Raw genomic sequence first — 21,303 nt, forward strand, 5'->3', positions numbered from 1 at the left:
GTCAGTGAGATGCAGCGCTTGCGGCGATTGGTCGATCCGGATCTGATTGCGATGAAGCAACGCTATATAGCTCAGCTATCTGACGACCTGAAGCAACTGGACAAAGCTATTGCCGAGCAGCTTGAGGGACAACCTGGCTGGAAGAACATCGGCGCGCTCAAAGGCGTCGGCCCCATCCTGATCAGCACATTGGCCTGCGAGTTGCCCGAACTGGGCAGCTTGGGAAGCAAAGCCATAGCGTCGCTGGTGGGGCTGGCCCCGATGAACCGCGAAAGTGGCACCTGGCAGGGCCAACGGCGGATCAGTGGTGGGCGCGCGGTGGTACGCGAAGCCCTTTACATGGCGGCCCTGACGGCCATCCGGTACGAGCCAAGACTGCGCGCGTTTTACGCTGGTCTGAAGGCCAAGGGCAAAGCGAGCAAGGTGGCGCTCGTGGCGGTCATGCGCAAAATGCTGGTGATCCTCAACGCCCGTAAGCGGGACGCCGAGGTGGCCCTCGGCTGCCCCTGACAAGACAGTTGCTACTGGACGGGTCGCGGGATCCGCCGGGGGGGCATCCACGCATGGCGTGGAACTACTGACGGGCCGGGGATCCGCCGGGGGGGCATCCACGCATGGCGTGGATCTACTGGACGGGCTGCGGGATCGCCGGGGGGGCATCCACGCATGGCGTGGATCTACTGACGGGCCGCAGGATTGCCGGGGGGGCATCCACGCATGGCGTGGATGTACCGGTAGTGCCGGCCGCTGGCCGGCAACAGCAACAGCAACCTGCCATCGTTCATTGGGTTGCCGGCCAGCGGCCGGCACGGCCCACCCGCGCGCTTACGCGCTGATGCCGTATTCCTTCAGCTTCTTGCGCAGGGTCGCGCGGTGGATGCCCAGCATCGCTGCGGCGCGGCTCTGGTTGCCTTCGCAGTGGTTGAGCACTTCCACGAACAACGGGATTTCCATCTCGCGCAGCACGATCTCGTAGACATCGTCCGCGTCGCAGCCATCGAGGTCACGCAGGTAGCGGCGTACGGACTGGGCGACGTGTTCACGCAGCGGTGGCCGGGGAGCGCCACGACTGTTGTCAGGACGAGAGAGGACAGCGTTCAAGGGGGTTCCCGATCTGGTTGGCCCGTGCGCGCGGAGCGCGCGGCCGGACGAGGTGGTGGCGGCCAGTCTAGCGCGAGCGTGCCCGACCTGCCACGGCTGGTCGCCTCTACCTTGGTCAGAGGAAGTCGAAGGTGAATGCGACGGTGGACGCGGCGGGCTCCTGCACGCGGAACGCGATGCGCGCGCTCTGGCCCGGTTCCAGCACGGTCGTGCCCGGGCTTTCGCCGAGGTACTGCGCGGGCGTGAACACGCCGCTGCCGATCACCCGGCCATCGGCATTGGACAGTGACAGGCGCAGGTCCGGCCAGGCCTGTGCCCAGCGCGCATCGTTGCGGATGCTGGCCTGCACCTGCAGCACACCGGCCTGCCCGGGCAGGGGGCGGATCTCGCGGCTGGTCATGGTGAACGCGGTCGGCTCGTGCCACGCCGGCAGGCTGCAGCGCAGCGCGCCGCACAGTGCGCCCAGCCAGGCGCGGTTGCCGGCGTCGGCGGCCAGCCGGTCACGATCGGCCAGCACGCTCTGCAGGATCAGCAGCAGTGCCAGCGCGGCGACCAGCCCCCAGTGCCAGCGCGGCAGCGGGAGTGCGCGGGGGCGTGACGTGCCCAGGAAGCTTGGCGCATCGCTGGCTACCGCCTGCGGCACCGGGGCCGCCACGACGGGTTCGACCACGACCGCCTCGTCGGCGATGACGGCGTCGTCGAACGGTTGTGTCTCTGCCCTGGGCGGCACGGGCGCATCGACCGGGTCGCGGGGCGGCGCCGCAACGTCATGCATCGCTGGTTCGGGCGTGCGCGCGTCGGTCTCAGGTGCGGCCTCGGCTTCCGGCGCGGGGCGCAGGAAGGTGGCCAGGGGACGGCGCGGCGGGGGCGGCTCGGACATGCTCAGGGTGCGGGCTCGGATCCAGCGGTCATTCAATCATGATCAGGCCCGGCGCACGCCGGTGATACGCATCCAGTCGCCATCCTGGGTGGCCTGCAGGTCGTCGAACCATGCGGCATAGCGCTGCAGCAGTTCGCCTTCCTGGCCCTGCAGGATGCCCGACAGGGCGATGCGGCCCCCGACGGCAACGCGCGCGGCCAGCAGCTCGGCCAGCGCGTCCAGTGCCGAGGCGAGGATGTTGGCAACCACGATGGGGTAGGTGGCGACCGGTTCGTCCTGCGGCAGGTACACGTGCATGCGGGCCTGCTCGCCGTTGCGCTCGGCATTGTCGGCGGTGGCGACCAGCGCCTGCGGGTCGTTGTCCACGCCGATCGCTTCGGCGGCACCCAGCTTCAACGCGGCCAGCGCGAGGATGCCCGAGCCACAGCCGAAGTCGAGCACGCGCTGTCCCTGCAGCAGGCCATCGACGGCCAGCTGGTCCAGCCAGCGCAGGCACAGGGCGGTGGTCGGATGGGTGCCCGAGCCGAAGGCCAGGCCGGGGTCCAGCCGCACCACGGCAGCATCGGCGGCCTGCGCGGCGTCCGGCAGTTCATGGTTCCACGGCACGATCCAGGTCCGGCTGCCGAAATCCATCGGCTGGAACTGGTCAAGCCAGGCGCGTTCCCAGTCCTCATCCTCGACGGCGCGGAAGCTGCCGTTGCTCCAGTCCAGTTCCGGATCGAACGATTCCAGCGCGGCCAGCAGCAACAGCGCATTGCTGTCGGCGGGGAACAGTGCGCTCAGCACCAGGGTGTCCCACAGCGGCGTTTCACCCACGCCGGGTTCGAGGATGGCCTGTTCGTTGCTGGTGTCGGCTTCGGCATCGAGCAGGGTCACGGCCAGGGCGCCGACGTCCTCCAGCGCATTCTCATAGCGGGGCTGGGTGGCTTCGGTGCAGCGCAGGGTCAGTTCCAGGAACGGCATGGCGGTGGGGACAGTCGCGGGAAAGGGGGCCATGCTAGACCATCGGGGCGTCTCCGTATTGCCTGAGATGCCGCCTCGATATGAACGGGGGCAGTTCAGACAGCCCTGCCGGGCCTTGCTAAACTCGGCGCTTTCCTGCGTGCCGTGAACGCTCACCTCGCCGATGGCTCTGGCTCCGACCCTGAAAACCTGGTTGCTCGTGCTGCCGGCGGTGGCCGTGCTGGGCGTGGCCGGGTACCGGGCCAGCGGCCATGCGGCGGCGGTGGCATCGCCATCGCCGGAGCTGCCGACCGCAGTGGCCAGCGCTGACAGCGCCGCATCGCTGCCGGTGGTCCCCGAGGCGCTGGCGCGGCGGCTGGCGGCCTTCGAGCGCGGCAACATGCTGCCGTCGGGCCTGCCGCTGGACCTTCGCGCCGACATCGAAGACGCCAGCGACCTGTACGCCTACGCGCAGCGCCTGCGCGTGCAGGCCGACACCGGCAACCACGAAGCGCGCTGGATGCTCAGCCGCGTCTATGACTATTGCGCCCAGTACGCGCTCGACCCGGGCGGTTACCGCCTGGACAACAACGTGCTGAGCGGGCTGGGGCTGACGGCGGCGCCGGCGATGATCGAGGCGCGCGAGCGCGTGGCGCAGCGGTGCGGCGGTTTCGTCCCGGGCGACAAGCTGGGCGCGGCACTGGTGCTGGCCGAGCGCCGCAAGGCGGCCGCGCAGGGCAACCTGGCTGCGGAAGCATCGCTGTTCGCCGAGGGCGAGCCGTTGCATGACAGCGCCGAGTACCGCCGTGACCTGGTCGAGCGCGTGCGCACCTCGCGCGATCCGGAGGCCTACATGGCCATCGCGCCGGCCATGGGCGTGCGTGCGGCGGGTGACCGCGCGCTGGATGGCCTGGTGGCGGGCGAGCAGCTCAGCGAGCTTGCATGGCGGCTTGCGGCCTGCGAACTCGGTCTGCCGTGTGGGGCCGACAGCGTGCTGGTCAACAGTTTTTGCGCGAACGGAGGGATCTGTTCGCAGGATGGGGCGCAGGATTTCCGGGATTTCGTGTATGACGCTGCGGTATCGCGGCAAGGTGCTGGGAAAATGAAGGAATGGATCAAGCGACTGGTTGGAAAGAGGGACGGGCGATGAATTACCGTCGATTCCTGCATGGGGCCAAGTTCTGGTTCTGGGTGGCGCTGTTCGTGGCCTACTCGGCCGGTGCGGTCGGCCTGCTGATGATCGATACCTACGAGGATCGCTACCGGCACCTGTCGAAGGTGGAGCTGACCACGGTGAAGGCGCAGGAAGACGTGCGCCGCGCCGGCGCCAGCCAGGTGGCTGCGGTCTATCGCGCGCAGAGCGGCATGCCGTTCGCTTCATTGCCGGCCGGCAGCACCTTCCAGGTGGTGTGGCCGGATGGTTCCACCGAAACCATGGTGATCGTCGATCCGACCTCGCCCAATGGCGTGCGGCCGCTGGCCCATTCGCAGATTCCGGCCGACGTGGCCGACAAGCGCTGACGCGGCCGCTGCAGGGCCCAGCCCCTGGCCGGCCGTGCTTTGCGGCATCGGCTCCACAGCAACAGAAAAGGGCGGGGATATCCCCGCCCTTTCCGTGTCCAGTCCCTGCTGCCGATCAGGTCAGTGCGATCGGCTTGTTCTTGCGCTCGGCCAGGCGCTTTTCCAGGTAGTGGATGTTCTGGCCACCGGCCTGGAAGCCCTTGTCGCGCATGATCCGCTGCTGCAGCGCGATGTTGGTCTTGATGCCGTCGACCACCATCTCGCTCAGTGCCACCCGCATGCGGGCGATGGCGGTTTCGCGGTCCGGGCCGTGCACGATCAGCTTGCCGATCATCGAGTCGTAGTTCGACGGCACGCGGTAGCCACTGTAGATGTGGGTGTCCACGCGCACGCCGGGGCCGCCCGGCGGATGGAAGCCGGTGATGGTGCCCGGGCTCGGCACGAAGGTTTCAGCATCTTCGGCGTTGATGCGGCACTCGATGGCATGGCCGGTCAGCACCACGTCGCTCTGCTTGATCGACAGCTTCTGGCCGGCGGCGATCTTCAGCTGCTCGGCCACCAGGTCGATGCCGGTGACCATTTCGGTGACCGGATGTTCCACCTGGATGCGGGTGTTCATCTCGATGAAGTAGAAGCGGCCGTCCTCGTACAGGAACTCGAACGTGCCCGCGCCGCGGTAGCCGATGCGGATGCAGGCTTCCACGCAGACCTTGCCGATCTGCTCGCGCTGCTCGGCGGTGATGCCCGGCGCCGGTGCCTCTTCCACCACCTTCTGGTGGCGGCGCTGCATCGAGCAGTCGCGCTCACCGAGGTGGATGGCATTGCCCTGTCCGTCGGCCAGCACCTGGATTTCCACGTGGCGCGGATTCTCCAGGAACTTCTCCATGTAGACCTCGCCATTGCCGAACGCGGCCTTGGCCTCGCTCTTGGTGGTTTCGATCGAGGTCTTCAGCGAGGCTTCGGCGTGCACCACGCGCATGCCGCGACCACCGCCACCGCCGGCCGCCTTGATGATGACCGGGTAACCGATCTCGCGGGCGATCTTGGTGTTGGCGACGATGTCCTCGCCGAGCGGGCCGCCCGAGCCGGGCACGCACGGTACGCCCGCGGCCTTCATCGCGCGGATGGCTTCGACCTTGTCACCCATCATGCGGATGGTGTCGGCCTTGGGGCCGATGAAGATGAAGCCGGATTCTTCCACGCGTTCGGCGAAGTCGGCGTTCTCCGACAGGAAGCCGTAGCCCGGGTGGATGGCCTGGGCATCGGTGACTTCCGCTGCCGCGATCAGGGCCGGGATGTTGAGGTAGCTCTGCGGCGACGGCGCCGGGCCGATGCAGACCGACTCGTCGGCCATGGCCACGTGCTTGAGGTTGCGGTCGACCGTGGAGTGCACGGCCACCGTGCGGATGCCGAGGGTATGGCACGCGCGCAGGATGCGCAGCGCGATCTCCCCTCGGTTGGCGATGACGACTTTGTCGAGCATGGCGCGCCCCTCAGCCGATCACGAACAGCGGCTGGTCGAATTCCACCGGCTGGCCGTTCTCGCCGAGGATGGCAACGATGGTGCCGGACGTGTCGGCTTCGATCGGGTTGAACATCTTCATCGCTTCGATGATGGCCAGGGTTTCGCCTTCCTTGACCTGCTGGCCCACGGTGACGAAGGCCGGCTTGTCCGGGGCGGACGAGGCGTAGAAGGTGCCGACCATCGGCGAGCGCAGCACGTGGCCTTCCGGCAGTGCCGGGCCCGGCTTGGCGCTGCCGCCGGTGGAGGCTTCGGTCGGCGACTGCATCGGCATCGCCTGCGGCGCCGGGGCGGCCGGAGCGGCATACACCGGCGCGGCGACCGGGGCGGCATAGCCGGCCACCGGGGCGCGCGACAGGCGCACCGACTCTTCGCCTTCCTTGATTTCGATTTCAGCCAGGTTCGACTCTTCCAGCAGGTCGATCAGCTTCTTGATTTTGCGCAGATCCATGAGGGCCTCTTTGGTTTCTATCTAGGTGAGGAGAGCGCCGAGGGCGCCCGGGTCGACAATCAGGTGGCGGATACGCGCAGCAACGCCGCGTCCATCGCGTAGCGGTAGCTGTCGGCACCGAAGCCGCATACCACGCCCACCGCCTTGTCACTGAAGTAGCTGTGCTGGCGGAACGGTTCGCGGGCATGCGGGTTGGACAGGTGGATCTCGATGAACGGCACCGCCACCGCCGCCAGCGCATCGCGCAGGGCCACCGAGGTGTGGGTGAAGGCGGCGGGGTTGATCAGGATGAACGCGGTTCCGTCGTTGCGCGCGGCCTGCACGCGGTCCACCAGGACATGCTCGGCGTTGGACTGCAGGCTTTCCACCGCGTGCCCGGCGGAGGCAGCCTGGGTCGCCAGGGCCTGGTCGATGTCGGCCAGCGTGGTGTGGCCGTAGACCTCCGGCTCGCGGGTACCGAGCAGGTTGAGGTTGGGGCCGTGCAGGACCAGCAGCTTCGCCATGGGATCCGGTAGACGGGAAAGGGCGGCAGTCTGGCGGAACCGGCGGATGCTGTCCAGTTCGGCGAAGTTTGCAGCGTTTCAATCGATCGTTTGAAATTCGCCGAAGGGCTTGCGGCCGTATGCCGTGCGCTGGATCAAGGCGCGCTGAACGCCGGGCAGGTGGCCGATGCATGCACGTAGGCCGACGATGGCGGCAGGCGGGGAGAAGACTGATGTCGCCATGGGCCGCGATGCGGTAGATCCACGCCATGCGTGGATGAGACCGCCGATCAGTGGATCCACGCCATGCGTGGATGAAGGAAGTTCGGTGCGCAGCACGCTACGCACCCACCGAGGGGCAGCCCAAGGTCCGGTGCGCACCCGCCACGCACCCGCCACGGTGCATCTGCGCGCTCACGTCTCCAGCGGCACGGTCGGCACCACGTTCGGGAAGACTTCCTCCAGCGGCTCGCGTTCGCCGGGTCTGGGCACCGGCCAGTTGTAGGCGTTCACCGGCTGCGCGCGGTTCACCCACAACGCGTAGTACAGATGATCGGCGCGGCCATCGCCGGTGTTGGGGTGGATCAGGATGGTCAGGCCCAGGCTGTTGAGCTGCAGCCACGGCACCAGCACCGGCAGCAGGTCGTTGGTGAAGCCGAAATAGAACGACGGGGTGACGTGCGGGCCGCGCGGCTCCAGGTTCCAGTTGCCCAGTTCCACCGGGAAGCGTTCGGCGGCCCAGCGCCGCAGCAGTGCGGCCTTCTCGAAGCTGTCTTCGTCGAAGTAGATATGCGCGTGGTAGCTCTTGATGTCGGTGTAGGCGCGCGGGGCCGTGGGCAGCGTGGCCTCGCCAGGGCGCACGCTGGCCGGGCGCGGGGTCGGTTCGCTGGCCGTGGCCAGCCCCCAGGGACTGCGGCCCTTCGCCGGTGGCGGGACGATGGCGCGGAATCCGGGGCGCCCCGGTTCGGTGGTGTTCACGGCGCTGTCACTGCGCGGGGCCGCGCTGGCGGCCGATGCGCTGGCCAGGCCGCCAGCGGCCAGCCCGGCCGACGCGATCAGGCGACGGCGCGCGGGCGAGAGCAGGTCGGCCCAGCGGGCGTCATCGTCGCCGGCATCGATCAGGGGCTGCGGGTCCGGGTGCATCGGGGCTCCGTGGGGCACTGTAGGGCAGGCAAGCACGCTCGGGCACTGCACCCCGCGGCGTCCAATAAGCAGGCGGCATCACCTCATGCAGGTTGGCCCACGCCGTGATTGAGTGCCGCCGCGGGGCGGGCTAGGGTGCAGGACTGCCGCCCAGGAGCCCGCCATGACCCCGCTCGATGCCGACACCCAGCGCAAGCGCGCGAGTTTCCGCCAGCTGCATGCGCGCGGTTGTTTCGTGCTGCCCAATCCGTGGGACGTGGGCAGCGCCCGCTACCTGCAGCGGCAAGGCTTCCAGGCGCTGGCGACGACCAGCGCCGGCTGTGCCTGGAGCGAAGGGCGGCCGGATGGCGCGGTTTCGCTGCAGGCCACGCTGGCCCATCTGCGCCTGATGGCGGCGGCGACGTCGCTGCCGTTGAATGCCGACTTCGGCGATGGTTTCGGCGCAACGCCGCAGGCAGTGGAAGAGGCGGTGGCGGCGGCCATCGACACCGGTATCGCGGCGCTGTCGATCGAGGATGCCAGCGGCGTGGCCGATGCACCGCTGCGTCCGATCGACCAGGCAGTGGAGCGACTGCGCGCCGCCCGTGCGGCCATCGACCGTGCCGGGGCCGACGTGCTGCTGGTCGGGCGCGCCGAGAATTTCTTCGTTGGCGTGCCCGACCTGGAGGACACCCTGCGGCGCCTGCGCGCCTATGCCGAGGCCGGCGCCGATGTGCTGTACGCCCCGGGTATCAGCACGCGCGAGCAGATCCGTGCCGTGGTCGCCGCTGCGGGCTCGACGCCGGTGAACCTGCTGGTGGGGGGACCGACACCGCTGCGCCTGCAGGAGATGGCCGACCTCGGCGTACGCCGGATCAGCCTGGGCGGTGCGCTGGCGCGCGCGGCATGGGGTGGGCTGATGCAGGCCGTCGAGCCGATCATGCAGGACGGGCGCTTCGATGGCCTGCAGCAGGCGGCTTCGGGCGCGGCGTTGAACGCGCTGTTCCGCTGACGCACGCCCAGGCCTGCAATGGAGCCACCCCGTGCGTGGAGGGACGCGCGCCTGCGGCTACAGCGCTTCCATCCCACCGCTGGGCAGCGGCACGCCCGGCTCCAGCGCCGGCAGCAGCTGCCGCAGCAGTGCCGGGTTGTCCAGCATCGCCGCGCCGTCCAGGTAGCGCCATTGCGTCGTACCGGTGCGGCGTACGGCGACCAGGAACGAGGTGCTGCGCATCGGTGCTTCGCGCACGCGCAGCAGTGACTGGCGCGGCACGAAGCAGACTTCTTCGTCGCCGGCCGCGTAGGTGCGGCCCGGTACGCCGGCTTCATCGCTGATGACGCTGACCCCGGCCCTGCGCAGCGCCTTGACCGTGTCGCGGGCCATCTGTGCATAGGCCTCGTCGCCTCCGGCCAGCTGCTTCAGGCTGGGATGTGTGCGCGCGATGATGAGGTCGGTGTCGCCGCGCGCGAATGCCGCCATCATCGCCTGCGCATCCTGGCGCAGGGCGGCCGATTCGGCCGGGCCCAGTTCACCGGCCAGGGCCGGCCCTGCGGGCACGGCCCACAGCAGGGCCAGCAACAGCGCAGACAGGCGTGCGTGCATCCTCGAACCTCCTCCGGGCAACCGACGCACTATACGGCGCACACGAAAACAGCATCCCACGCATGACGCTGGTATCCCGCGATCCGCTACCTACTATTGGTAGGTATTGATTGCGGAGCACCTCATGCACAGCCTGATTGTCATCGCCCACCCGGAACCCGGTTCACTCACCCACGCGATCGCGCATCGCATCGGCGACGCCATCTGCGGCGCCGACAGCCGTAACACCGTGGCCTACGCCGACCTGATCGCCGAAGGCTTCGATCCGCGCTTCAACCGCCACGACCAGGCATTGTTCCGCGGCACCGGCGCGGTGCCTGCCGATGTCGCGGCCGAGCACGCTCGGCTGGATGCCAGTGATGCGCTGGTGCTGGTCTATCCGCTGTACTGGTGGTCGTTGCCGGCAGTGCTGAAGGGATGGATCGACCGCGTCTTCACCCAGGGCTGGGCCTACCAGGATGGCGCCGACGGCAAAGTGCAGAAGAAGCTGCAGCGGCTGCGCGTGCACCTGGTGGCCCTCGGCGGCGCCGGCGCGGAGATGGTCGAACGCCGTGGCTACGCTGCGGCGATGAAGACCCAGATCGACAGGGGCATCTTAGATTACTGCGGTGCGCCGGTGCTGTCGTCCGATCTGCTGCTGGACGCCGATGCCGGTGCGGCTGACGCGCATCTGCAGACCGCGTTGGCGATCGGCCGTAAAATCGGCGCTCCGACGCACTGATCGCCATGTTCCGCCGATGCCCGCCCACGCCGCCCCCACGCGCCGCCGATTGACCCGCGAGCAACGCGCCCGCCAGTTGCTGGACGTGGCCTGGGCGCTGATCGGCGAAGAAGGCACCGACGCATTGACGCTGGGGCGGCTGGCCGAGGCGGCCGGTGTGACCAAGCCGGTGGCCTACGATCACTTCGTGACCCGCAACGGACTGCTGGCGGCGCTCTACGATGACTATGACGGGCGGCAGACCGTGGTCTTCCACGAGCGTATCGGCCGTGCCAGGGCACAACTGGCCGATCGTGCGGCGGCCATCGCCTCCGGCTACATCGACTGCGTTCTCAGCCAGGGCAGTGAAGTGCAGGGCATCCTCGCTGCGCTGGTAGGCGCGCCGGAACTCCATGAGGTACGTCGGCGCTACCAGCAGGACTTCATCGACAACTGCCAGGTCTGGCTGGGGCCGTTCGCCGCCGACGGCACCGTGCCGCTGGCGGGGCGCTGGGCCATCCTCGGCGCCGCCGAGACCCTGTCGGAGGGCGTGATAGCAGGCGCGCTGGACAAGGCCAACGCCGAAGCCGAGCTGCAGCGGCTGATTGTGGCCACGGTCAAGCGGCGCTGAGGCGCACCGCCGCTCAGGCGGTGGCCAGTGCAGCGAATCCTGCGGCCAGCCGGTCGCGCACCAGCGCGTCGCGCGCGTCGCGGCTTCCGGAGCCCAGCACCACGGTGACCAGGCGCACTGGCTGCTCCCGCCCAGGTACTGGCCGGCAGGCGGTCGCCGCCAGGCAGAAGCCTGCGGCCCGGGTATAGCCGGTCTTCAGTCCATCCACGCCGTCCTCGCCAAGCAGGGCGTTCTGGTTGCTGCGGTTGACGCTGCGATGCGCGAACGCGCGCTGCGCGGTGATCGCCAGTATCTGCGGATGATCGTTCAGCAGGCAGGCGGCCAGCACCGCCATGTCGCGCGCGCTGGAGGCGTGATGCGGCGTGGTGATGCCAGAGACGCTGGCGAACCAGGTGCTGCGCAGGCCGAGCTGGTGCGCGTGGTGGTTCATGCGCTGCAGGAATGCGGCCTGCGATCCGTCCAGGTGGCGCGCGATCGCCAGCGCGGCATCATTGCCGGAGACGACCATCAGCCCTTCCAGCAGGCGCGCCAGCGTGATCGTTTCGCCCGGGACCAGGCCCATGCGTGTTTCATCATCGGCTACGGCATGCACATCCTCGGCGGCGATGGTGACGGCGTCGTCCCAGCAGCGCCCGCGCCCTTCAATGCACGCATAGGTGGCGTAGGCCGTCATCAGCTTGGTCAGCGATGCCGGCTGGCGCGCTGTGTCGGCATGGTGCTGGTGGATCACCGCCAAGGAGCCGGCTTCGAGCGTGATCGATGAGACCGGCAGGTGTGCAGGCGCAGGAGACGGCATGGCAATGGCCGATGACAGGGGCGATCGGCAAGGATAGTCCGCTGCGGCTGCATGAAGCTGCACCATCGAAGCGCGGCCTGCGGCCGTTGCGGACCTGACGGCCGCGGTGCAGGAAGGCCTGCCGCGCCCACGGTAACGCCCGGTTGCGTCCGGGCTGCAGCACAGGCAGCCTGCGCACATGCACGCGGATATCCGTACCGACGGCCGGGTCTTTGCCTATGTCTTCCCCTGCGCATGGGAGGATTACGCGAAGATCGGCTTCTCCCGTGATCCGCTGGGGCGCATCACTGCACTGCACCGGCGCTGGTTCGAGTTCTTCGATCTCGATGCGGGCCTGTTGGTGGAGGCCGAGAACGAGCGCGAGGCCCGCGATCTGGAGCTCCGGTTGCGCACGCCGCTGAAGGCACACCGCGCGCCGGCGCCGATGACGGTGCACGACAAGGCCGGCGGGCACACAGAGTGGGTGCGCGGTGCCAACCAGGCACTGTTGATCGCCGTCGAGGCGTTGAACGACCGGGGCTACCGCTGCTACCCGCTGCGGGCATGGTTGCGGGCCGCATGGGAACTGCGCCTGGACCGGCTGCACGACTGGGCGGCGGTGCAGCTGCCGGAGGACGAAGGCCTGCGCATGCCCGGCGGGCCGGGCGAGCGCGCCCTGCGCGACACGCTGGACGGAGTGCGGGCGCTGGACATCGATCCGATGCCGTGGCTGCCCGAACATGTTCAGCGCTGGTATGCCCGCTGAGCGAACGGCCTCAGCGGGAGCGCGCGCGTGGCGCCGGCACGGACGGCTGCGGTGCATGCCGCGGCGGGGCCGCAGACGGGCTGGCCAGCTGCCGCGCCAGTTCAGCGTTGGTCACATGGCCGTGCAGGAACAACAGGCTGCCGAAGATGTTCATGAGCGTGCCTCCACTTGAGTGGACTGCACGATACGGGCAGCATGGGTGCCGAAAAAGCGACATTTCCGCAAGCTAGCCTTGAGAGGAATTCAAGCCGGATGTCCCGTCCCCCGCTTCACGCCCTGCAGGGCTTCGTGGCCGCCGCACGGTTGGGCAACCTGTCGCGCGCGGCGGCGGCGATGAACCTGACCGTCAGCGCCCTCAGCCACCAGATGCGCCAGCTGGAAGAGCGCCTGGGGCACCCGCTGCTGGTCCGCCAGCCGCGTGGCGTCACCCTCACCCTGGAGGGCCAGCGCCTGCTGGAACAGGTGGGCCCGCATCTGGATGCGATCAACGAAGCCTTCCAACCCTATGCCGCGCGCGCCGAACACGTGCTGACGATCAGTGCGGTGCCCTCGATGGCCTCGGCGTGGCTGGTGCCGCGCCTGGGACACTTCGTGGCAGCACACCCCCAGATCGAGATCAATCTGCAGTCCAGTGAACGCCTGGTCGATTTCGAGCGGCAGCGCCAGTTCGACGCGGCCCTGCGGCTGGGCAGCGGGCAATGGCCGGGCCTGGTGGTGGAACCGCTGTTCGATGAGTGGCTGCTGCCGATGGCCAGCCCGGCGCTGATCGAACGCATGGGAGGGACCGACCGGGTGCCGCTGAACCAATGGCCGCTGCTGGGAGACCCCGATGGTGCCTGGGGCGCATGGTTTGCACTGAGCGGTCAGCGCCCTCCGTCGCGTTTCGTGGCGGTGCTGGATGATTCGGAGGCGCACCATCGCGCAGCACTGGACGGGGTGGGCGTGGCGCTGGGGCGGGTGACGCGCGCGCGCCTGCTGCTGGACTCCGGCCAGCTGGTGGCACTGTCCAGCCAGCGCCTGAAAACGGCTTGGCCCCATTGGCTGGTCTATCCGCAGCGGTCTGCCCGTCATCGCGGCTTCCTTGCCTTCCGCGACTGGCTGCACGCACAGGCCGACGAGCACGTGCGGCACATGGAAAACGCGCGCTTGTAACGTCGAGCATGGCTCGACGCTACCGTCATCGGACCAGCGTCACCGCTTGCCCGGCACGGGCGAACGCGGCTTCCAGCAACGGGCCGGCCTTGATCGCCTCCACCTCGTCGAACAGGGCCTGCAACGCTTCGGCCGGGCGCGAGGCCGGCGCCGCCACGGCCTGCTGGATCGCGGTGAAGCGGTCGGCCAGGACGCGATGGCCCGGGTGTGCCTGCGCCCAGGCGGCAAGCGGCTGGCGCACGCCGGCGGCGGCATCCAGGCGCTGCTGCGCGAACAGGCGGATCGCCGCTGCCGACGTCTCGGCCCGCTCGATCGTGGCGTGGCGCAGTTCGCGGCTGAGGAACAGGTCATAGGCCGCCCCGCGCCCGACCGCGATGCGCAGGCCCTCGCGGTCAAGGTCGTCAACCTGCCGTGCAGGGCTGTCCTCGCGCACCAGGTAGGTACCTTCGATCTCGACGTAGGGCGCACTGAAGGCGATGCGGTCGGCGCGCGCCGGATCGATGGCCAGGAAAGCCAGGTCCCAGCCATCCTCGCTGGCCGCAGCGACCACCGAGGCTGCGGCGTCGTGACAGCGGAAGCGTGCTTGCACGCCGATGCGTTGCGCCAGTGCGGTGGCCAGTTCCAGTGACGGCCCGCGGGGTGAACGCGCATCGCCCTGCGCCAGGACCGGATTGCCCAGGTTGATGGCCACGCGCAGAAAGCCCAGCGGTGCCAGCGCACTTCGGTGTTCGGCCAGGGACATGCAGGACTCCGCGGGGAAGGGGCCGTCCAGCATGCCAGTGCTGCCCTGCAAGGGGGTGTCAGTATCCGGCTAAGCTGCGCGCATGAACCCGATTCTGCACGTCGAGATACCGGTCCGTGACCTGGCCCGGGCCATCACGTTCTACCAGCACTGGCTGCAGGTGGTGGTGGACGCCCCGATCCTGCTGCATGACTGCAGGATGGCCTACCTGCCGTTTGCCGACGAGGCCGCCGGCGCCAGCATGGCGCTGGTGCAGGGAGCCGACTACCAGTCGTCCGAGCACGGGGCGCGCATCTACATCGGGGTTGCTGACCTGGACGCCAGCCTCGGCCGCGCGCTGACGGCGGGCGCGGAGCTGCGCTTCGGCCCGGCCGATGCCGGCCACTGGCGCGTGGCCGAGATAGTGGACAGCGAAGGCAACCGCATTGCGCTGCAGGCGCGCAGGATGCCGTAGCGCCGAGCCCATGCCCGGCGGCTGTTGACGCCGCCGCCCGCCAGGCATGGCACGACGCTGCACGTGCATCCGCTACATCGTCGCGGCGCGCGAACGCTGCAGCCAGTCGTTGATCGCCGGGTCCAGCCGTGGATCGTCCGGCAGCCGCAGGCCAAAGCGCTGCTGCAATACCTCGCGCACGTCGCCAACATCATGCAGCGGGCGCTTGTCCGGTGCCTGCCCGGGGCGATACTCGGTGTAGTTGCCGCTGCCGATGGTGCGTCGCCAGTCCGGCCCGGTCAGCGACGCGCGCAGCTGGCCGGGGAAACTGGAATCGGGATGCGTGCACACGTACCAGTTGCCCACCACGTTGTCGATCGGTGCCGGTGCCTGCAGGTCGAAGCGGTACATCGCCCGCCAGCCATCGCTGGATTCGGCCGACAGCACGAAATCACCGTCACCGGGCAGTCGCCGCAGCCGATAGCGCTCGTGCGGCGTGGCCTGCGGCTTTGGATCATGCAGGCGCAGCGGCACGGTCGGCGTGAGGCTGCCGAAACCGGCATCCACCAGCCAGTCATCGCCGTCCACCTCAACGCGCAGCAGCAGATGGGTGCGCGCGGTCAGTTCGCCGTCCTGGGCGGCCAGCAGTACGCGCGCGCTCAACGGCTGCGCATCGAATCCCAACGCCTGCAGCAGCGCCAGCAGGCCGCCATTGAGTTCGAAGCAGTAACCGCCACGGCGGTCGTCGAGCAGCTTGCGCTGCACGCTGTCCAGGTCGATCGGCACCGCATCGCGCAACAGGCAGCTGAGGGTCTCGAACGGCAGCAGCGCATTGTGGCGCTGCTGCAGCAGGGTGAGGCCCGCCAGCGTCAGCGGTGGCGGCGCATCCAGCTCCAGGCGTTGCAGGTAGCGGGGGACATCGAGCGTCGTCATGCAGTCACCGGGGGGGAGGGGAGGTCCACTGTGCTCCCGCAACCGGGGTTGAGGTCAAGCGCGGCGGCGGTGTCATGCCGCCGTCGCCTGTGCCCGGTACAAAGAGCGCGTCCCCCGCCGCCGGTGGCGCCGGGAGGAAAATGGCCTAAAGTCCCTCAGGTTCCGGCCGATACAGGTGCGTCTTTCCGCCTGGAGTCTGTCATGTCGGCCGTTGTCCCCCACCTCCGGTCCGTGCGTACGCGCCTTGCCGCGTTGCGCGCGGCATCCCCCGGCCTGCTGCTGTGGCTGCAACCGCACCGGCTCAGCGTGGCCAACAAGCTCAAGGCAACGCTGTGGGTGTGCGGCCTGGGCCTGGTTGCGATCGCCGCCGTCTACGCCTGGACCGGCCATGCCAGCGCACAGGCGGCGCGCAGCCAGGCCAGCTACCAGCGCGGCAGTGATCTGGCCGCGCGCCTGGCCACGCGGGTGGCCGAAGCACGCCGCCTGCAGATCCAGTATGCACGCAGTTTCGACGATGCCGACCGCGCGCAGCTGCTGGCTACGCAGAAAGCGCTGCAGCTCGATCTGCAGGCGCTGCGCGCGATGCCCATGGACGCCGGACGTCGCAAGGCGCTGCAGGCGTTGACCGAGGCCGCCGGCGCGTTCTCGCAGGGTGTGGCGGCCCTGTTCGAACGGGTCGATGAGATGGGGCGTGGTGATGCCGGCCTGGCCGCGCAGCTGCAGCAGGCGGCCGACGCCCTGGAGGCACAGGTGGATGCGCTGCAACGGCCGTCGCTGGCGTTGTCCCTGCAGAAGATGCGCAGGCAGGAGGCACTGCTGCTGCTCGACGGCGACTCCACCCACGCCGACCGCGCCAGCGAGGAAAAGCTGCCGTTCGACCTCGCGCTGGCGGGCCTGCCCACCGATGCGCAGGACACCCTGCGCAGCGGGATGGAGGCGTATCAGGCCGCCGTGCTGGCATACACCGCAGCCCGCGTTGGCCTGGACGTGGAGGCGCAGTCGCTGTTGGATACCGCTGCCACCGTGGCCCCGGCGCTGGCCGCGTTCCAGCAGGCGCAGGTCGCCGCGCTGGCCAATGCACAGGCGCGCCAGCAGGCCGGGGCCCGCGCCATGAGCGTACTGTTCGCGCTGACCCTGCTGCTGGTTGCCGGTGTGCTGATCACCAGCCTGGTGCTGGTGCGGCGGGCGGTGCGCCAGCCGATCCAGGACACCCTGCGCTTCGCCAGCGACATCGCCGACGACCGCCTGGACACCACGCTGCGTGTGTACAACGCCAACGACGAGATCGGCCAGCTGGCCCAGCGCCTGGTGGAGATGCAGCAGCGCCTGCGCGCACGCATCGAGACCGAGCGTGCCGTGGCGCGCGGCAACACCCGCGTGCGCCAGGCACTGGACAGTGCGCAGGCCGGCCTGATGGTGATCGATGCCGAAGGCCGGGTGGCCTATGCCAATCCGGCGCTGCTGCAGCAGCTGGAACGTCCGGCCGAAGCGCTGCTTGGCGGCGAAGCCGTGCGCCTGCATCCGGCGCTGGCCAGCCTGGCCGGCCTGCGCCAGCGCGAGGAGCGCGAGATCAGCCATGCCGGCGTCCGCTACCAGTTGATCGCCAATGCCATCATCGACGAAGGACAATTCCTCGGCGTGGCAGTGGAGTGGCGCAGCCGTGCGCTGGAAACCCTGCTGGAGACCGAAGTGGCAGCGCTGGTCGATGCCGCCGCACAGGGCGACCTGCACGGCCGCATCGGGCTGGACGGCAAGCAGGGCTTCGTGCGCACGCTGTCCACCAGCATCAATCGCCTGCTGGCCACCTTCGAAAGCAATCTCGGCGATCTGCAGGTGCTGCTGGCCGCACTGGCCCGTGGCGATCTGAGCGTGCGCATGGAAGGAGAACTGCAGGGGGTGTTCGCGCGCATGCGCGACGATGCCAACGCCACCGTCGCGCAGCTGGGCCACATCGTCACCCGCATCCAGCAGGCAGCCTCCCGCCTCGATGCCGGTGTCGGCGAGATCGTTGCCGGTCACCATGACCTGTCGCAGCGCACTGAACAGCAGGCCGCCAATCTGGAGGAGACCGCCGCCTCGATGCATGAGCTGACCGATACCGTCGGCCGCACTGCCGATGCAGCAGGTCGCGCCGATGCCCTGGTCCAGGGCGCGGCGGCAGTGGCCCGGCGTGGTGGCGAGGCGGTTGGGCAGGTGGTTGCGACCATGCAGGGCATCAGCGAGGCCTCGCGACGGATCGGCGACATCACCCAGTTGATCGATGGCATTGCCTTCCAGACCAACATCCTTGCCCTGAACGCGGCGGTGGAAGCGGCGCGCGCCGGCGAGCAGGGCCGAAGCTTCGCCGTGGTGGCTGCAGAAGTGCGCCTGCTGGCGCAGCGCAGTGCGGAGGCGGCCAAGCAGATCAAGGGGCTGATCGAGGATTCAGTGGCGCGTGCCGGCCAAGGCAACCTTCAGGCCGGGCAGGCCGGCGCGACCATGGGGGAGATCGTCGGCAGCGTGCAGCAGCTGGCCGATCTGCTTGCCGGCATCCGTCGTGCTTCGCAGGACCAGCATGCAGGTATTGCGCAGGTGAAGCAGACCATCGTGCAGATGGAAGCCAGCACCCAGCGCAATGCCAGCCTGGTGGAAGAGGCCGGTGCCTCGACGGCGCAGATGCAGGCGCAGGTGCATGCCCTGGCCGAAGCGGTGGGCGCATTCCGCCTGCAGTCGATGCCACAGGCGCGCGCGGCGGCCTGAATCTGCCGGTGGTGCCGGCCGCTGGCCGGCACCACCGAATCGTTCAGTACACGTCGCGGCGGTAGCGTCCGCTTTCCAGCAGCGTTTCCACTGCGTCCTCGCCCAGCGCGCCACGCAGTACTTGGTCCACACCTTCGGCCATGCCCTGCAGCGAGCCGCAGACATGGATCACCGCGCCGCGCTGCAGCCAGTCGCGCAGCGTATCGCTGGCCGCCTGCAGGCGGTCCTGCACATAACCACCGTCGCCATCGCGCGAGAACGCCAGGTCCACCCGCGCCAGATGGCCCTGCGCCTGCCAGGCCTCGATCTCGTCGGCGAACAGGAAGTCGTGTGCCCGCTGGCGCTCGCCGAACAACAGCCAGTGCCCGTGCTCGCCGGCATGGGCGGCTTCGCGCAACAGGCTGCGCAGGCCGGCAATGCCGGTGCCGTTGCCGACCAGCACCATCGGCGCATCGCCCCGGCGATGGAAGCCGGGATTGCGATGCACCCGGGCGACGATGCTGGCGCCGATCGGCGCATGCAGCGTCAGCCATCCGGAGCCGAGCCCGGCACGGCCGGACGTGTCATGCACCAGCCGCACCACCAGCTCCACCACGCCATCGTCGGCCGCGGATGCGATCGAATACTCGCGCCCTGGCAGCAGCGGCAATCCGGCCAGCCACAGGCCGGGGTCCTGCACCGCCAGTGCGGCGTCGGCGCCGGGCAGTTCGCGTTCACTGGCCAGTGCCAGCAGCGTGCGCGGCTGGCCGTCCACCAGCAGGGGCAGCAGCGGATCCAGCCCATGTGCCTCCAGCACGGCACTGGCATGCTGCGCGTTGTGGCGGGGCGCGATATGCAGGATATCGCCGGCCTGCCACTGCACCGTGCCTGGGGCCGCAAGGCGCACACGCCAGATGGCCCCGCCGAGGCTGCCCGGGTTGAGGCGTTCGCGCCCGAGCAGTCGCCACTCATGCATCTGCGTGGCAGCAGGCAGCACGCTGTCATCGGTGACGATGCCGGTCAGCGCGCCCAGTTGTTGCTGCCATCGGCGCAGGGCCGGAACGGCCGCAGCATCGACATCGATGCGTTCGAACAGGGGGCGCGCGCCGTTGTCGAGCAACCAGCCATCGACCTGGCGGCCGAAGCCGCAGTAACGCGGATACTGGCGGTCCCCCAGCGCGAGCAGGCCGAACCGCAGGCCCGACAGGTCCGGTGTCTGCGCCATCAGCTGGCGTGCCGCGCGCCGCGCTGCATCCGGTGGCTCGCCATCGCCAAACGTGCTCAGCACAAGCAGCGCCTGCGATGCCTGCTGCAGCTGGGCGGCGTCGATCCGGGCCAGCGGCAGCACTTGTACCGGATGGCCAGCGGCCTGCAGCTGCGCGGCCGCACGCCACGCCAGCTGTTCGCCCAGTCCACTCTGGCTGGCATGCAGTACCAGCCACGGCGTGCCCTCACCGTCGGCGACCGGCGGTGTCAGCGACTGGCGCAACCCTCGCGCGAGGCGCTGGCTGCGACGGCGATCCAGGTACAGCAGCCAGCCAGTGATGAAGAACACGCTCATGGCTGCGCTGCTGAGCATCACCACGACACGCCCGGGCAGCCCGAAGTAACTGCCCGAGTGCAGCGCGAACACGCTCGTGGCCAGCTGGCCGCCCGCGCCCTGGCGTGCATACGGGCGCGCCTCAAGCACCGCACCCGTGGCCGGATCCAGCTGCAGCAGGTCGTGTGCACGGTCGTGCTGTCCACCGCGCTGCGATGGATCACCGGCCATCACCCGCACGTTCAGTGCCTGCCCCGGCTTCTCCGGCAGGCGCAGGTCGATGTAGCCGGTGCGCACGCCGGGCAGGGCGTACAGCGTGGTTTCAATGCGCTCCAGGTCCAGGGCGGCATCGGGATCGACCTTGTGCCTGGCGGCCGGCGCGACGCCCAGCAGGGAATTGGCAGCGCTGCGGTACCCGTCGAACGACCACCACAGGCCGGTCAGCGCACTCATCAGGTAGATCAGCAGCACCCAGGTGCCAAGCACCGAGTGCAGGCTCCACAGGAAGCCGCGGCCGCTGCGTTTCCACTCGATCGCCAGCCAGCTGCGCCAGTGCCACCAGCGCCGTGGCCAGCGCAGGTAAAGCCCGGACAAGGTGAAGAACAGCAGGGCGATGGCGCAGCCGCCGGTCACCCATTTGCCGCGGTCGCCAGCGGCAAGGTGGCGATGCAGATCCTCGACGAAGTCGAAGAACGCCTGTCCGCGCAGCGTGCTGAAGCGCTCACCGCTGTACGGATCGAAGTACACCCAGTGTTCCTTCCCGCCGGCAAAGCGTGCGACCGACGGCCGCTGGCCGGTGGCGTCCACGCGCAGGCGTTGCAGCGGGCGTTCACTGCCGACCTGCAGCAGCGGCACCAGCTCGCTGAGGGCAAGCGGTTGCTGGCCGTCGGCATGGTGCGCGGCGATCTCGGCAAAGCCGGGATTGGCGGTGCGCAGCAGCTCGTCCTCGAAGGACAGCGTCGCGCCGCTCAGGCCCATCACGGCCAGTACGGCACCGGCGGTGATGCCCAGCAGCCAGTGCAGTTGGAACAGGACGTTCTTGAACATCGAAGGAGGAGGGCCCGGGAGGCTGCCGCCCGCATCCTGCGCAACAGCAAATGAGAATTAGTCGCGGAATTCTCCGTGGCGCCTTGCCTGCGGTCAAGCAGGGGCCAGCGGCCGGGCGCGGCCCGGCACCCGTGGTAGTGCCGGCCGCTGGCCGGCAATCTCGGAAGCAACAGCCAACGCAACAGCAACGGCGGGCATTCCGTGGGATGACGGGTGGGTCCGGTTACGGCGTGTCCTGACCA

Annotated in this window: 23 protein-coding genes and 1 pseudogene; 10 read left to right on the forward strand and 14 right to left on the reverse strand. The window is 69.2% G+C overall.

Translation table 11 applies throughout. The features are described from left to right. Nucleotides 1–510: pseudogene (locus BLS66_RS13890) on the forward strand (IS110-like element ISStma6 family transposase); the annotation flags it as partial. A gap of 315 nt (nucleotides 511–825) precedes the next feature. Here BLS66_RS13890 and fis read toward each other — a convergent pair. The 3 genes from fis to prmA form a co-directional block, all read right to left on the reverse strand. Then, complete coding sequence (gene fis / locus BLS66_RS13895; protein WP_005419706.1) at nucleotides 826–1,101, reverse strand: DNA-binding transcriptional regulator Fis; 276 nt, start codon at nucleotides 1,099–1,101, stop codon at nucleotides 826–828. Nucleotides 1,102–1,216: 115 nt separating this feature from the next. Next, nucleotides 1,217–1,981 carry a DUF3426 domain-containing protein gene (locus BLS66_RS13900; RefSeq protein ID WP_074726115.1) on the reverse strand — a complete coding sequence of 255 codons (765 nt, stop codon included), beginning with the start codon at nucleotides 1,979–1,981 and terminating at the stop codon, nucleotides 1,217–1,219. Between the two features lie 42 nt (nucleotides 1,982–2,023). Then, nucleotides 2,024–2,944 carry a 50S ribosomal protein L11 methyltransferase gene (gene prmA / locus BLS66_RS13905; RefSeq protein ID WP_049470890.1) on the reverse strand — a complete coding sequence of 307 codons (921 nt, stop codon included), beginning with the start codon at nucleotides 2,942–2,944 and terminating at the stop codon, nucleotides 2,024–2,026. A 163-nt stretch (nucleotides 2,945–3,107) separates the two neighbouring features. Between prmA and BLS66_RS13910 the strand changes: the two genes are divergently transcribed. Together BLS66_RS13910 and BLS66_RS13915 are read left to right on the forward strand one after the other, a co-directional pair. Then, on the forward strand, nucleotides 3,108–4,073 hold the full coding sequence (locus BLS66_RS13910) for a hypothetical protein (protein ID WP_064239371.1): 966 nt from the start codon (nucleotides 3,108–3,110) through the stop codon (nucleotides 4,071–4,073). Further along, complete coding sequence (locus tag BLS66_RS13915) at nucleotides 4,070–4,444, forward strand: hypothetical protein (protein WP_032959077.1); 375 nt, start codon at nucleotides 4,070–4,072, stop codon at nucleotides 4,442–4,444. The genes BLS66_RS13910 and BLS66_RS13915 overlap by 4 nt, the downstream gene beginning before the upstream one ends. 115 nt (nucleotides 4,445–4,559) lie before the next feature. On the opposite strand, the gene accC is transcribed toward BLS66_RS13915, so the two are convergent. From accC to BLS66_RS13935, 5 genes are all read right to left on the reverse strand, one after another. Continuing rightward, nucleotides 4,560–5,927 (reverse strand): acetyl-CoA carboxylase biotin carboxylase subunit, encoded by a 1,368-nt coding sequence (gene accC, locus BLS66_RS13920; RefSeq protein ID WP_014648613.1) that lies wholly within the window; start codon nucleotides 5,925–5,927, stop codon nucleotides 4,560–4,562. A 10-nt stretch (nucleotides 5,928–5,937) separates the two neighbouring features. Then, nucleotides 5,938–6,417 (reverse strand): acetyl-CoA carboxylase biotin carboxyl carrier protein, encoded by a 480-nt coding sequence (gene accB, locus BLS66_RS13925; RefSeq protein ID WP_005419696.1) that lies wholly within the window; start codon nucleotides 6,415–6,417, stop codon nucleotides 5,938–5,940. Between the two features lie 59 nt (nucleotides 6,418–6,476). Then, nucleotides 6,477–6,920, reverse strand: a complete 444-nt coding sequence (gene aroQ, locus BLS66_RS13930) for a type II 3-dehydroquinate dehydratase (RefSeq protein ID WP_053461544.1) — start codon at nucleotides 6,918–6,920, stop codon at nucleotides 6,477–6,479. A 78-nt stretch (nucleotides 6,921–6,998) separates the two neighbouring features. Next, on the reverse strand, nucleotides 6,999–7,238 hold the full coding sequence (locus BLS66_RS20595; RefSeq protein ID WP_143025172.1) for a hypothetical protein: 240 nt from the start codon (nucleotides 7,236–7,238) through the stop codon (nucleotides 6,999–7,001). A 75-nt stretch (nucleotides 7,239–7,313) separates the two neighbouring features. Then, entirely contained in the window at nucleotides 7,314–8,042 is a 729-nt protein-coding gene (locus tag BLS66_RS13935; RefSeq protein ID WP_074726116.1) for a DOPA 4,5-dioxygenase family protein, read from the reverse strand. 163 nt (nucleotides 8,043–8,205) lie between these two features. On the opposite strand from BLS66_RS13935, the gene BLS66_RS13940 reads away from it, so the two are divergent. After that, nucleotides 8,206–9,033: an isocitrate lyase/PEP mutase family protein gene (locus BLS66_RS13940; RefSeq protein WP_049470899.1), complete on the forward strand. Its 828-nt coding sequence runs from the start codon at nucleotides 8,206–8,208 to the stop codon at nucleotides 9,031–9,033. Nucleotides 9,034–9,090: 57 nt separating this feature from the next. Here the strand turns inward: BLS66_RS13940 and BLS66_RS13945 are convergent, their stop codons facing one another. Then, nucleotides 9,091–9,624, reverse strand: a complete 534-nt coding sequence (locus BLS66_RS13945) for a hypothetical protein (RefSeq protein WP_074726117.1) — start codon at nucleotides 9,622–9,624, stop codon at nucleotides 9,091–9,093. Nucleotides 9,625–9,748: 124 nt separating this feature from the next. Here BLS66_RS13945 and BLS66_RS13950 point away from each other — a divergent pair, with 124 nt between their 5' ends. Continuing rightward, nucleotides 9,749–10,345, forward strand: coding sequence for an NAD(P)H-dependent oxidoreductase (locus tag BLS66_RS13950; RefSeq protein WP_074726118.1), 597 nt, complete (start codon nucleotides 9,749–9,751; stop codon nucleotides 10,343–10,345). 16 nt (nucleotides 10,346–10,361) lie between these two features. Then, a complete protein-coding gene (locus BLS66_RS13955) occupies nucleotides 10,362–10,955 on the forward strand; it encodes a TetR/AcrR family transcriptional regulator (protein WP_074726119.1) in 594 nt (197 codons plus the stop codon). Between the two features lie 13 nt (nucleotides 10,956–10,968). Here the strand turns inward: BLS66_RS13955 and BLS66_RS13960 are convergent, their stop codons facing one another. Beyond that, nucleotides 10,969–11,751, reverse strand: coding sequence for a D-alanyl-D-alanine carboxypeptidase family protein (locus BLS66_RS13960; RefSeq protein WP_074726120.1), 783 nt, complete (start codon nucleotides 11,749–11,751; stop codon nucleotides 10,969–10,971). 178 nt (nucleotides 11,752–11,929) lie between these two features. Here BLS66_RS13960 and BLS66_RS13965 point away from each other — a divergent pair, with 178 nt between their 5' ends. Continuing rightward, nucleotides 11,930–12,496: a GIY-YIG nuclease family protein gene (locus BLS66_RS13965; protein ID WP_053506852.1), complete on the forward strand. Its 567-nt coding sequence runs from the start codon at nucleotides 11,930–11,932 to the stop codon at nucleotides 12,494–12,496. A gap of 10 nt (nucleotides 12,497–12,506) precedes the next feature. Here BLS66_RS13965 and BLS66_RS20775 read toward each other — a convergent pair whose 3' ends face one another. Next, entirely contained in the window at nucleotides 12,507–12,650 is a 144-nt protein-coding gene (locus tag BLS66_RS20775) for a hypothetical protein (RefSeq protein WP_167357711.1), read from the reverse strand. Between the two features lie 98 nt (nucleotides 12,651–12,748). On the opposite strand from BLS66_RS20775, the gene BLS66_RS13970 reads away from it, so the two are divergent. Then, nucleotides 12,749–13,648 (forward strand): LysR substrate-binding domain-containing protein, encoded by a 900-nt coding sequence (locus BLS66_RS13970; RefSeq protein WP_049470912.1) that lies wholly within the window; start codon nucleotides 12,749–12,751, stop codon nucleotides 13,646–13,648. A 25-nt stretch (nucleotides 13,649–13,673) separates the two neighbouring features. On the opposite strand, the gene BLS66_RS13975 is transcribed toward BLS66_RS13970, so the two are convergent. After that, on the reverse strand, nucleotides 13,674–14,390 hold the full coding sequence (locus BLS66_RS13975; RefSeq protein WP_074726192.1) for a transporter substrate-binding domain-containing protein: 717 nt from the start codon (nucleotides 14,388–14,390) through the stop codon (nucleotides 13,674–13,676). Between the two features lie 82 nt (nucleotides 14,391–14,472). Here BLS66_RS13975 and BLS66_RS13980 point away from each other — a divergent pair, with 82 nt between their 5' ends. Then, nucleotides 14,473–14,844 carry a VOC family protein gene (locus tag BLS66_RS13980; protein WP_074726121.1) on the forward strand — a complete coding sequence of 124 codons (372 nt, stop codon included), beginning with the start codon at nucleotides 14,473–14,475 and terminating at the stop codon, nucleotides 14,842–14,844. Between the two features lie 72 nt (nucleotides 14,845–14,916). Here BLS66_RS13980 and BLS66_RS13985 read toward each other — a convergent pair whose 3' ends face one another. Continuing rightward, nucleotides 14,917–15,756 carry an arylamine N-acetyltransferase family protein gene (locus BLS66_RS13985; protein ID WP_074726122.1) on the reverse strand — a complete coding sequence of 280 codons (840 nt, stop codon included), beginning with the start codon at nucleotides 15,754–15,756 and terminating at the stop codon, nucleotides 14,917–14,919. Between the two features lie 201 nt (nucleotides 15,757–15,957). Here BLS66_RS13985 and BLS66_RS13990 point away from each other — a divergent pair, with 201 nt between their 5' ends. Then, nucleotides 15,958–18,495 carry a methyl-accepting chemotaxis protein gene (locus BLS66_RS13990; RefSeq protein ID WP_074726123.1) on the forward strand — a complete coding sequence of 846 codons (2,538 nt, stop codon included), beginning with the start codon at nucleotides 15,958–15,960 and terminating at the stop codon, nucleotides 18,493–18,495. Between the two features lie 43 nt (nucleotides 18,496–18,538). Here the strand turns inward: BLS66_RS13990 and BLS66_RS13995 are convergent, their stop codons facing one another. Beyond that, complete coding sequence (locus BLS66_RS13995) at nucleotides 18,539–21,061, reverse strand: PepSY domain-containing protein (RefSeq protein ID WP_074726124.1); 2,523 nt, start codon at nucleotides 21,059–21,061, stop codon at nucleotides 18,539–18,541. Between the last annotated feature and the right edge of the window lie 242 nt (nucleotides 21,062–21,303).

The sequence above is a fragment of the Stenotrophomonas pavanii genome (assembly GCF_900101175.1).
Lineage (GTDB): Bacteria > Pseudomonadota > Gammaproteobacteria > Xanthomonadales > Xanthomonadaceae > Stenotrophomonas > Stenotrophomonas pavanii.

What these genes read in the sequence shown, in the direction of transcription:
- BLS66_RS13900 (WP_074726115.1), bottom strand. Translation starts at nt 1,981, where the DNA reads ATGTCCGAGCCGCCCCCGCCGCGCCGTCCCCTGGCCACCTTCCTGCGC.
- prmA (WP_049470890.1), bottom strand. Translation starts at nt 2,944, where the DNA reads ATGCCGTTCCTGGAACTGACCCTGCGCTGCACCGAAGCCACCCAGCCC.
- BLS66_RS13910 (WP_064239371.1), top strand. Translation starts at nt 3,108, where the DNA reads ATGGCTCTGGCTCCGACCCTGAAAACCTGGTTGCTCGTGCTGCCGGCG.
- BLS66_RS13915 (WP_032959077.1), top strand. Translation starts at nt 4,070, where the DNA reads ATGAATTACCGTCGATTCCTGCATGGGGCCAAGTTCTGGTTCTGGGTG.
- accC (WP_014648613.1), bottom strand. Translation starts at nt 5,927, where the DNA reads ATGCTCGACAAAGTCGTCATCGCCAACCGAGGGGAGATCGCGCTGCGC.
- accB (WP_005419696.1), bottom strand. Translation starts at nt 6,417, where the DNA reads ATGGATCTGCGCAAAATCAAGAAGCTGATCGACCTGCTGGAAGAGTCG.
- aroQ (WP_053461544.1), bottom strand. Translation starts at nt 6,920, where the DNA reads ATGGCGAAGCTGCTGGTCCTGCACGGCCCCAACCTCAACCTGCTCGGT.
- BLS66_RS13935 (WP_074726116.1), bottom strand. Translation starts at nt 8,042, where the DNA reads ATGCACCCGGACCCGCAGCCCCTGATCGATGCCGGCGACGATGACGCC.
- BLS66_RS13940 (WP_049470899.1), top strand. Translation starts at nt 8,206, where the DNA reads ATGACCCCGCTCGATGCCGACACCCAGCGCAAGCGCGCGAGTTTCCGC.
- BLS66_RS13945 (WP_074726117.1), bottom strand. Translation starts at nt 9,624, where the DNA reads ATGCACGCACGCCTGTCTGCGCTGTTGCTGGCCCTGCTGTGGGCCGTG.
- BLS66_RS13950 (WP_074726118.1), top strand. Translation starts at nt 9,749, where the DNA reads ATGCACAGCCTGATTGTCATCGCCCACCCGGAACCCGGTTCACTCACC.
- BLS66_RS13955 (WP_074726119.1), top strand. Translation starts at nt 10,362, where the DNA reads ATGCCCGCCCACGCCGCCCCCACGCGCCGCCGATTGACCCGCGAGCAA.
- BLS66_RS13960 (WP_074726120.1), bottom strand. Translation starts at nt 11,751, where the DNA reads ATGCCGTCTCCTGCGCCTGCACACCTGCCGGTCTCATCGATCACGCTC.
- BLS66_RS13965 (WP_053506852.1), top strand. Translation starts at nt 11,930, where the DNA reads ATGCACGCGGATATCCGTACCGACGGCCGGGTCTTTGCCTATGTCTTC.
- BLS66_RS20775 (WP_167357711.1), bottom strand. Translation starts at nt 12,650, where the DNA reads ATGAACATCTTCGGCAGCCTGTTGTTCCTGCACGGCCATGTGACCAAC.
- BLS66_RS13970 (WP_049470912.1), top strand. Translation starts at nt 12,749, where the DNA reads ATGTCCCGTCCCCCGCTTCACGCCCTGCAGGGCTTCGTGGCCGCCGCA.
- BLS66_RS13975 (WP_074726192.1), bottom strand. Translation starts at nt 14,390, where the DNA reads ATGTCCCTGGCCGAACACCGAAGTGCGCTGGCACCGCTGGGCTTTCTG.
- BLS66_RS13980 (WP_074726121.1), top strand. Translation starts at nt 14,473, where the DNA reads ATGAACCCGATTCTGCACGTCGAGATACCGGTCCGTGACCTGGCCCGG.
- BLS66_RS13985 (WP_074726122.1), bottom strand. Translation starts at nt 15,756, where the DNA reads ATGACGACGCTCGATGTCCCCCGCTACCTGCAACGCCTGGAGCTGGAT.
- BLS66_RS13990 (WP_074726123.1), top strand. Translation starts at nt 15,958, where the DNA reads ATGTCGGCCGTTGTCCCCCACCTCCGGTCCGTGCGTACGCGCCTTGCC.
- BLS66_RS13995 (WP_074726124.1), bottom strand. Translation starts at nt 21,061, where the DNA reads ATGTTCAAGAACGTCCTGTTCCAACTGCACTGGCTGCTGGGCATCACC.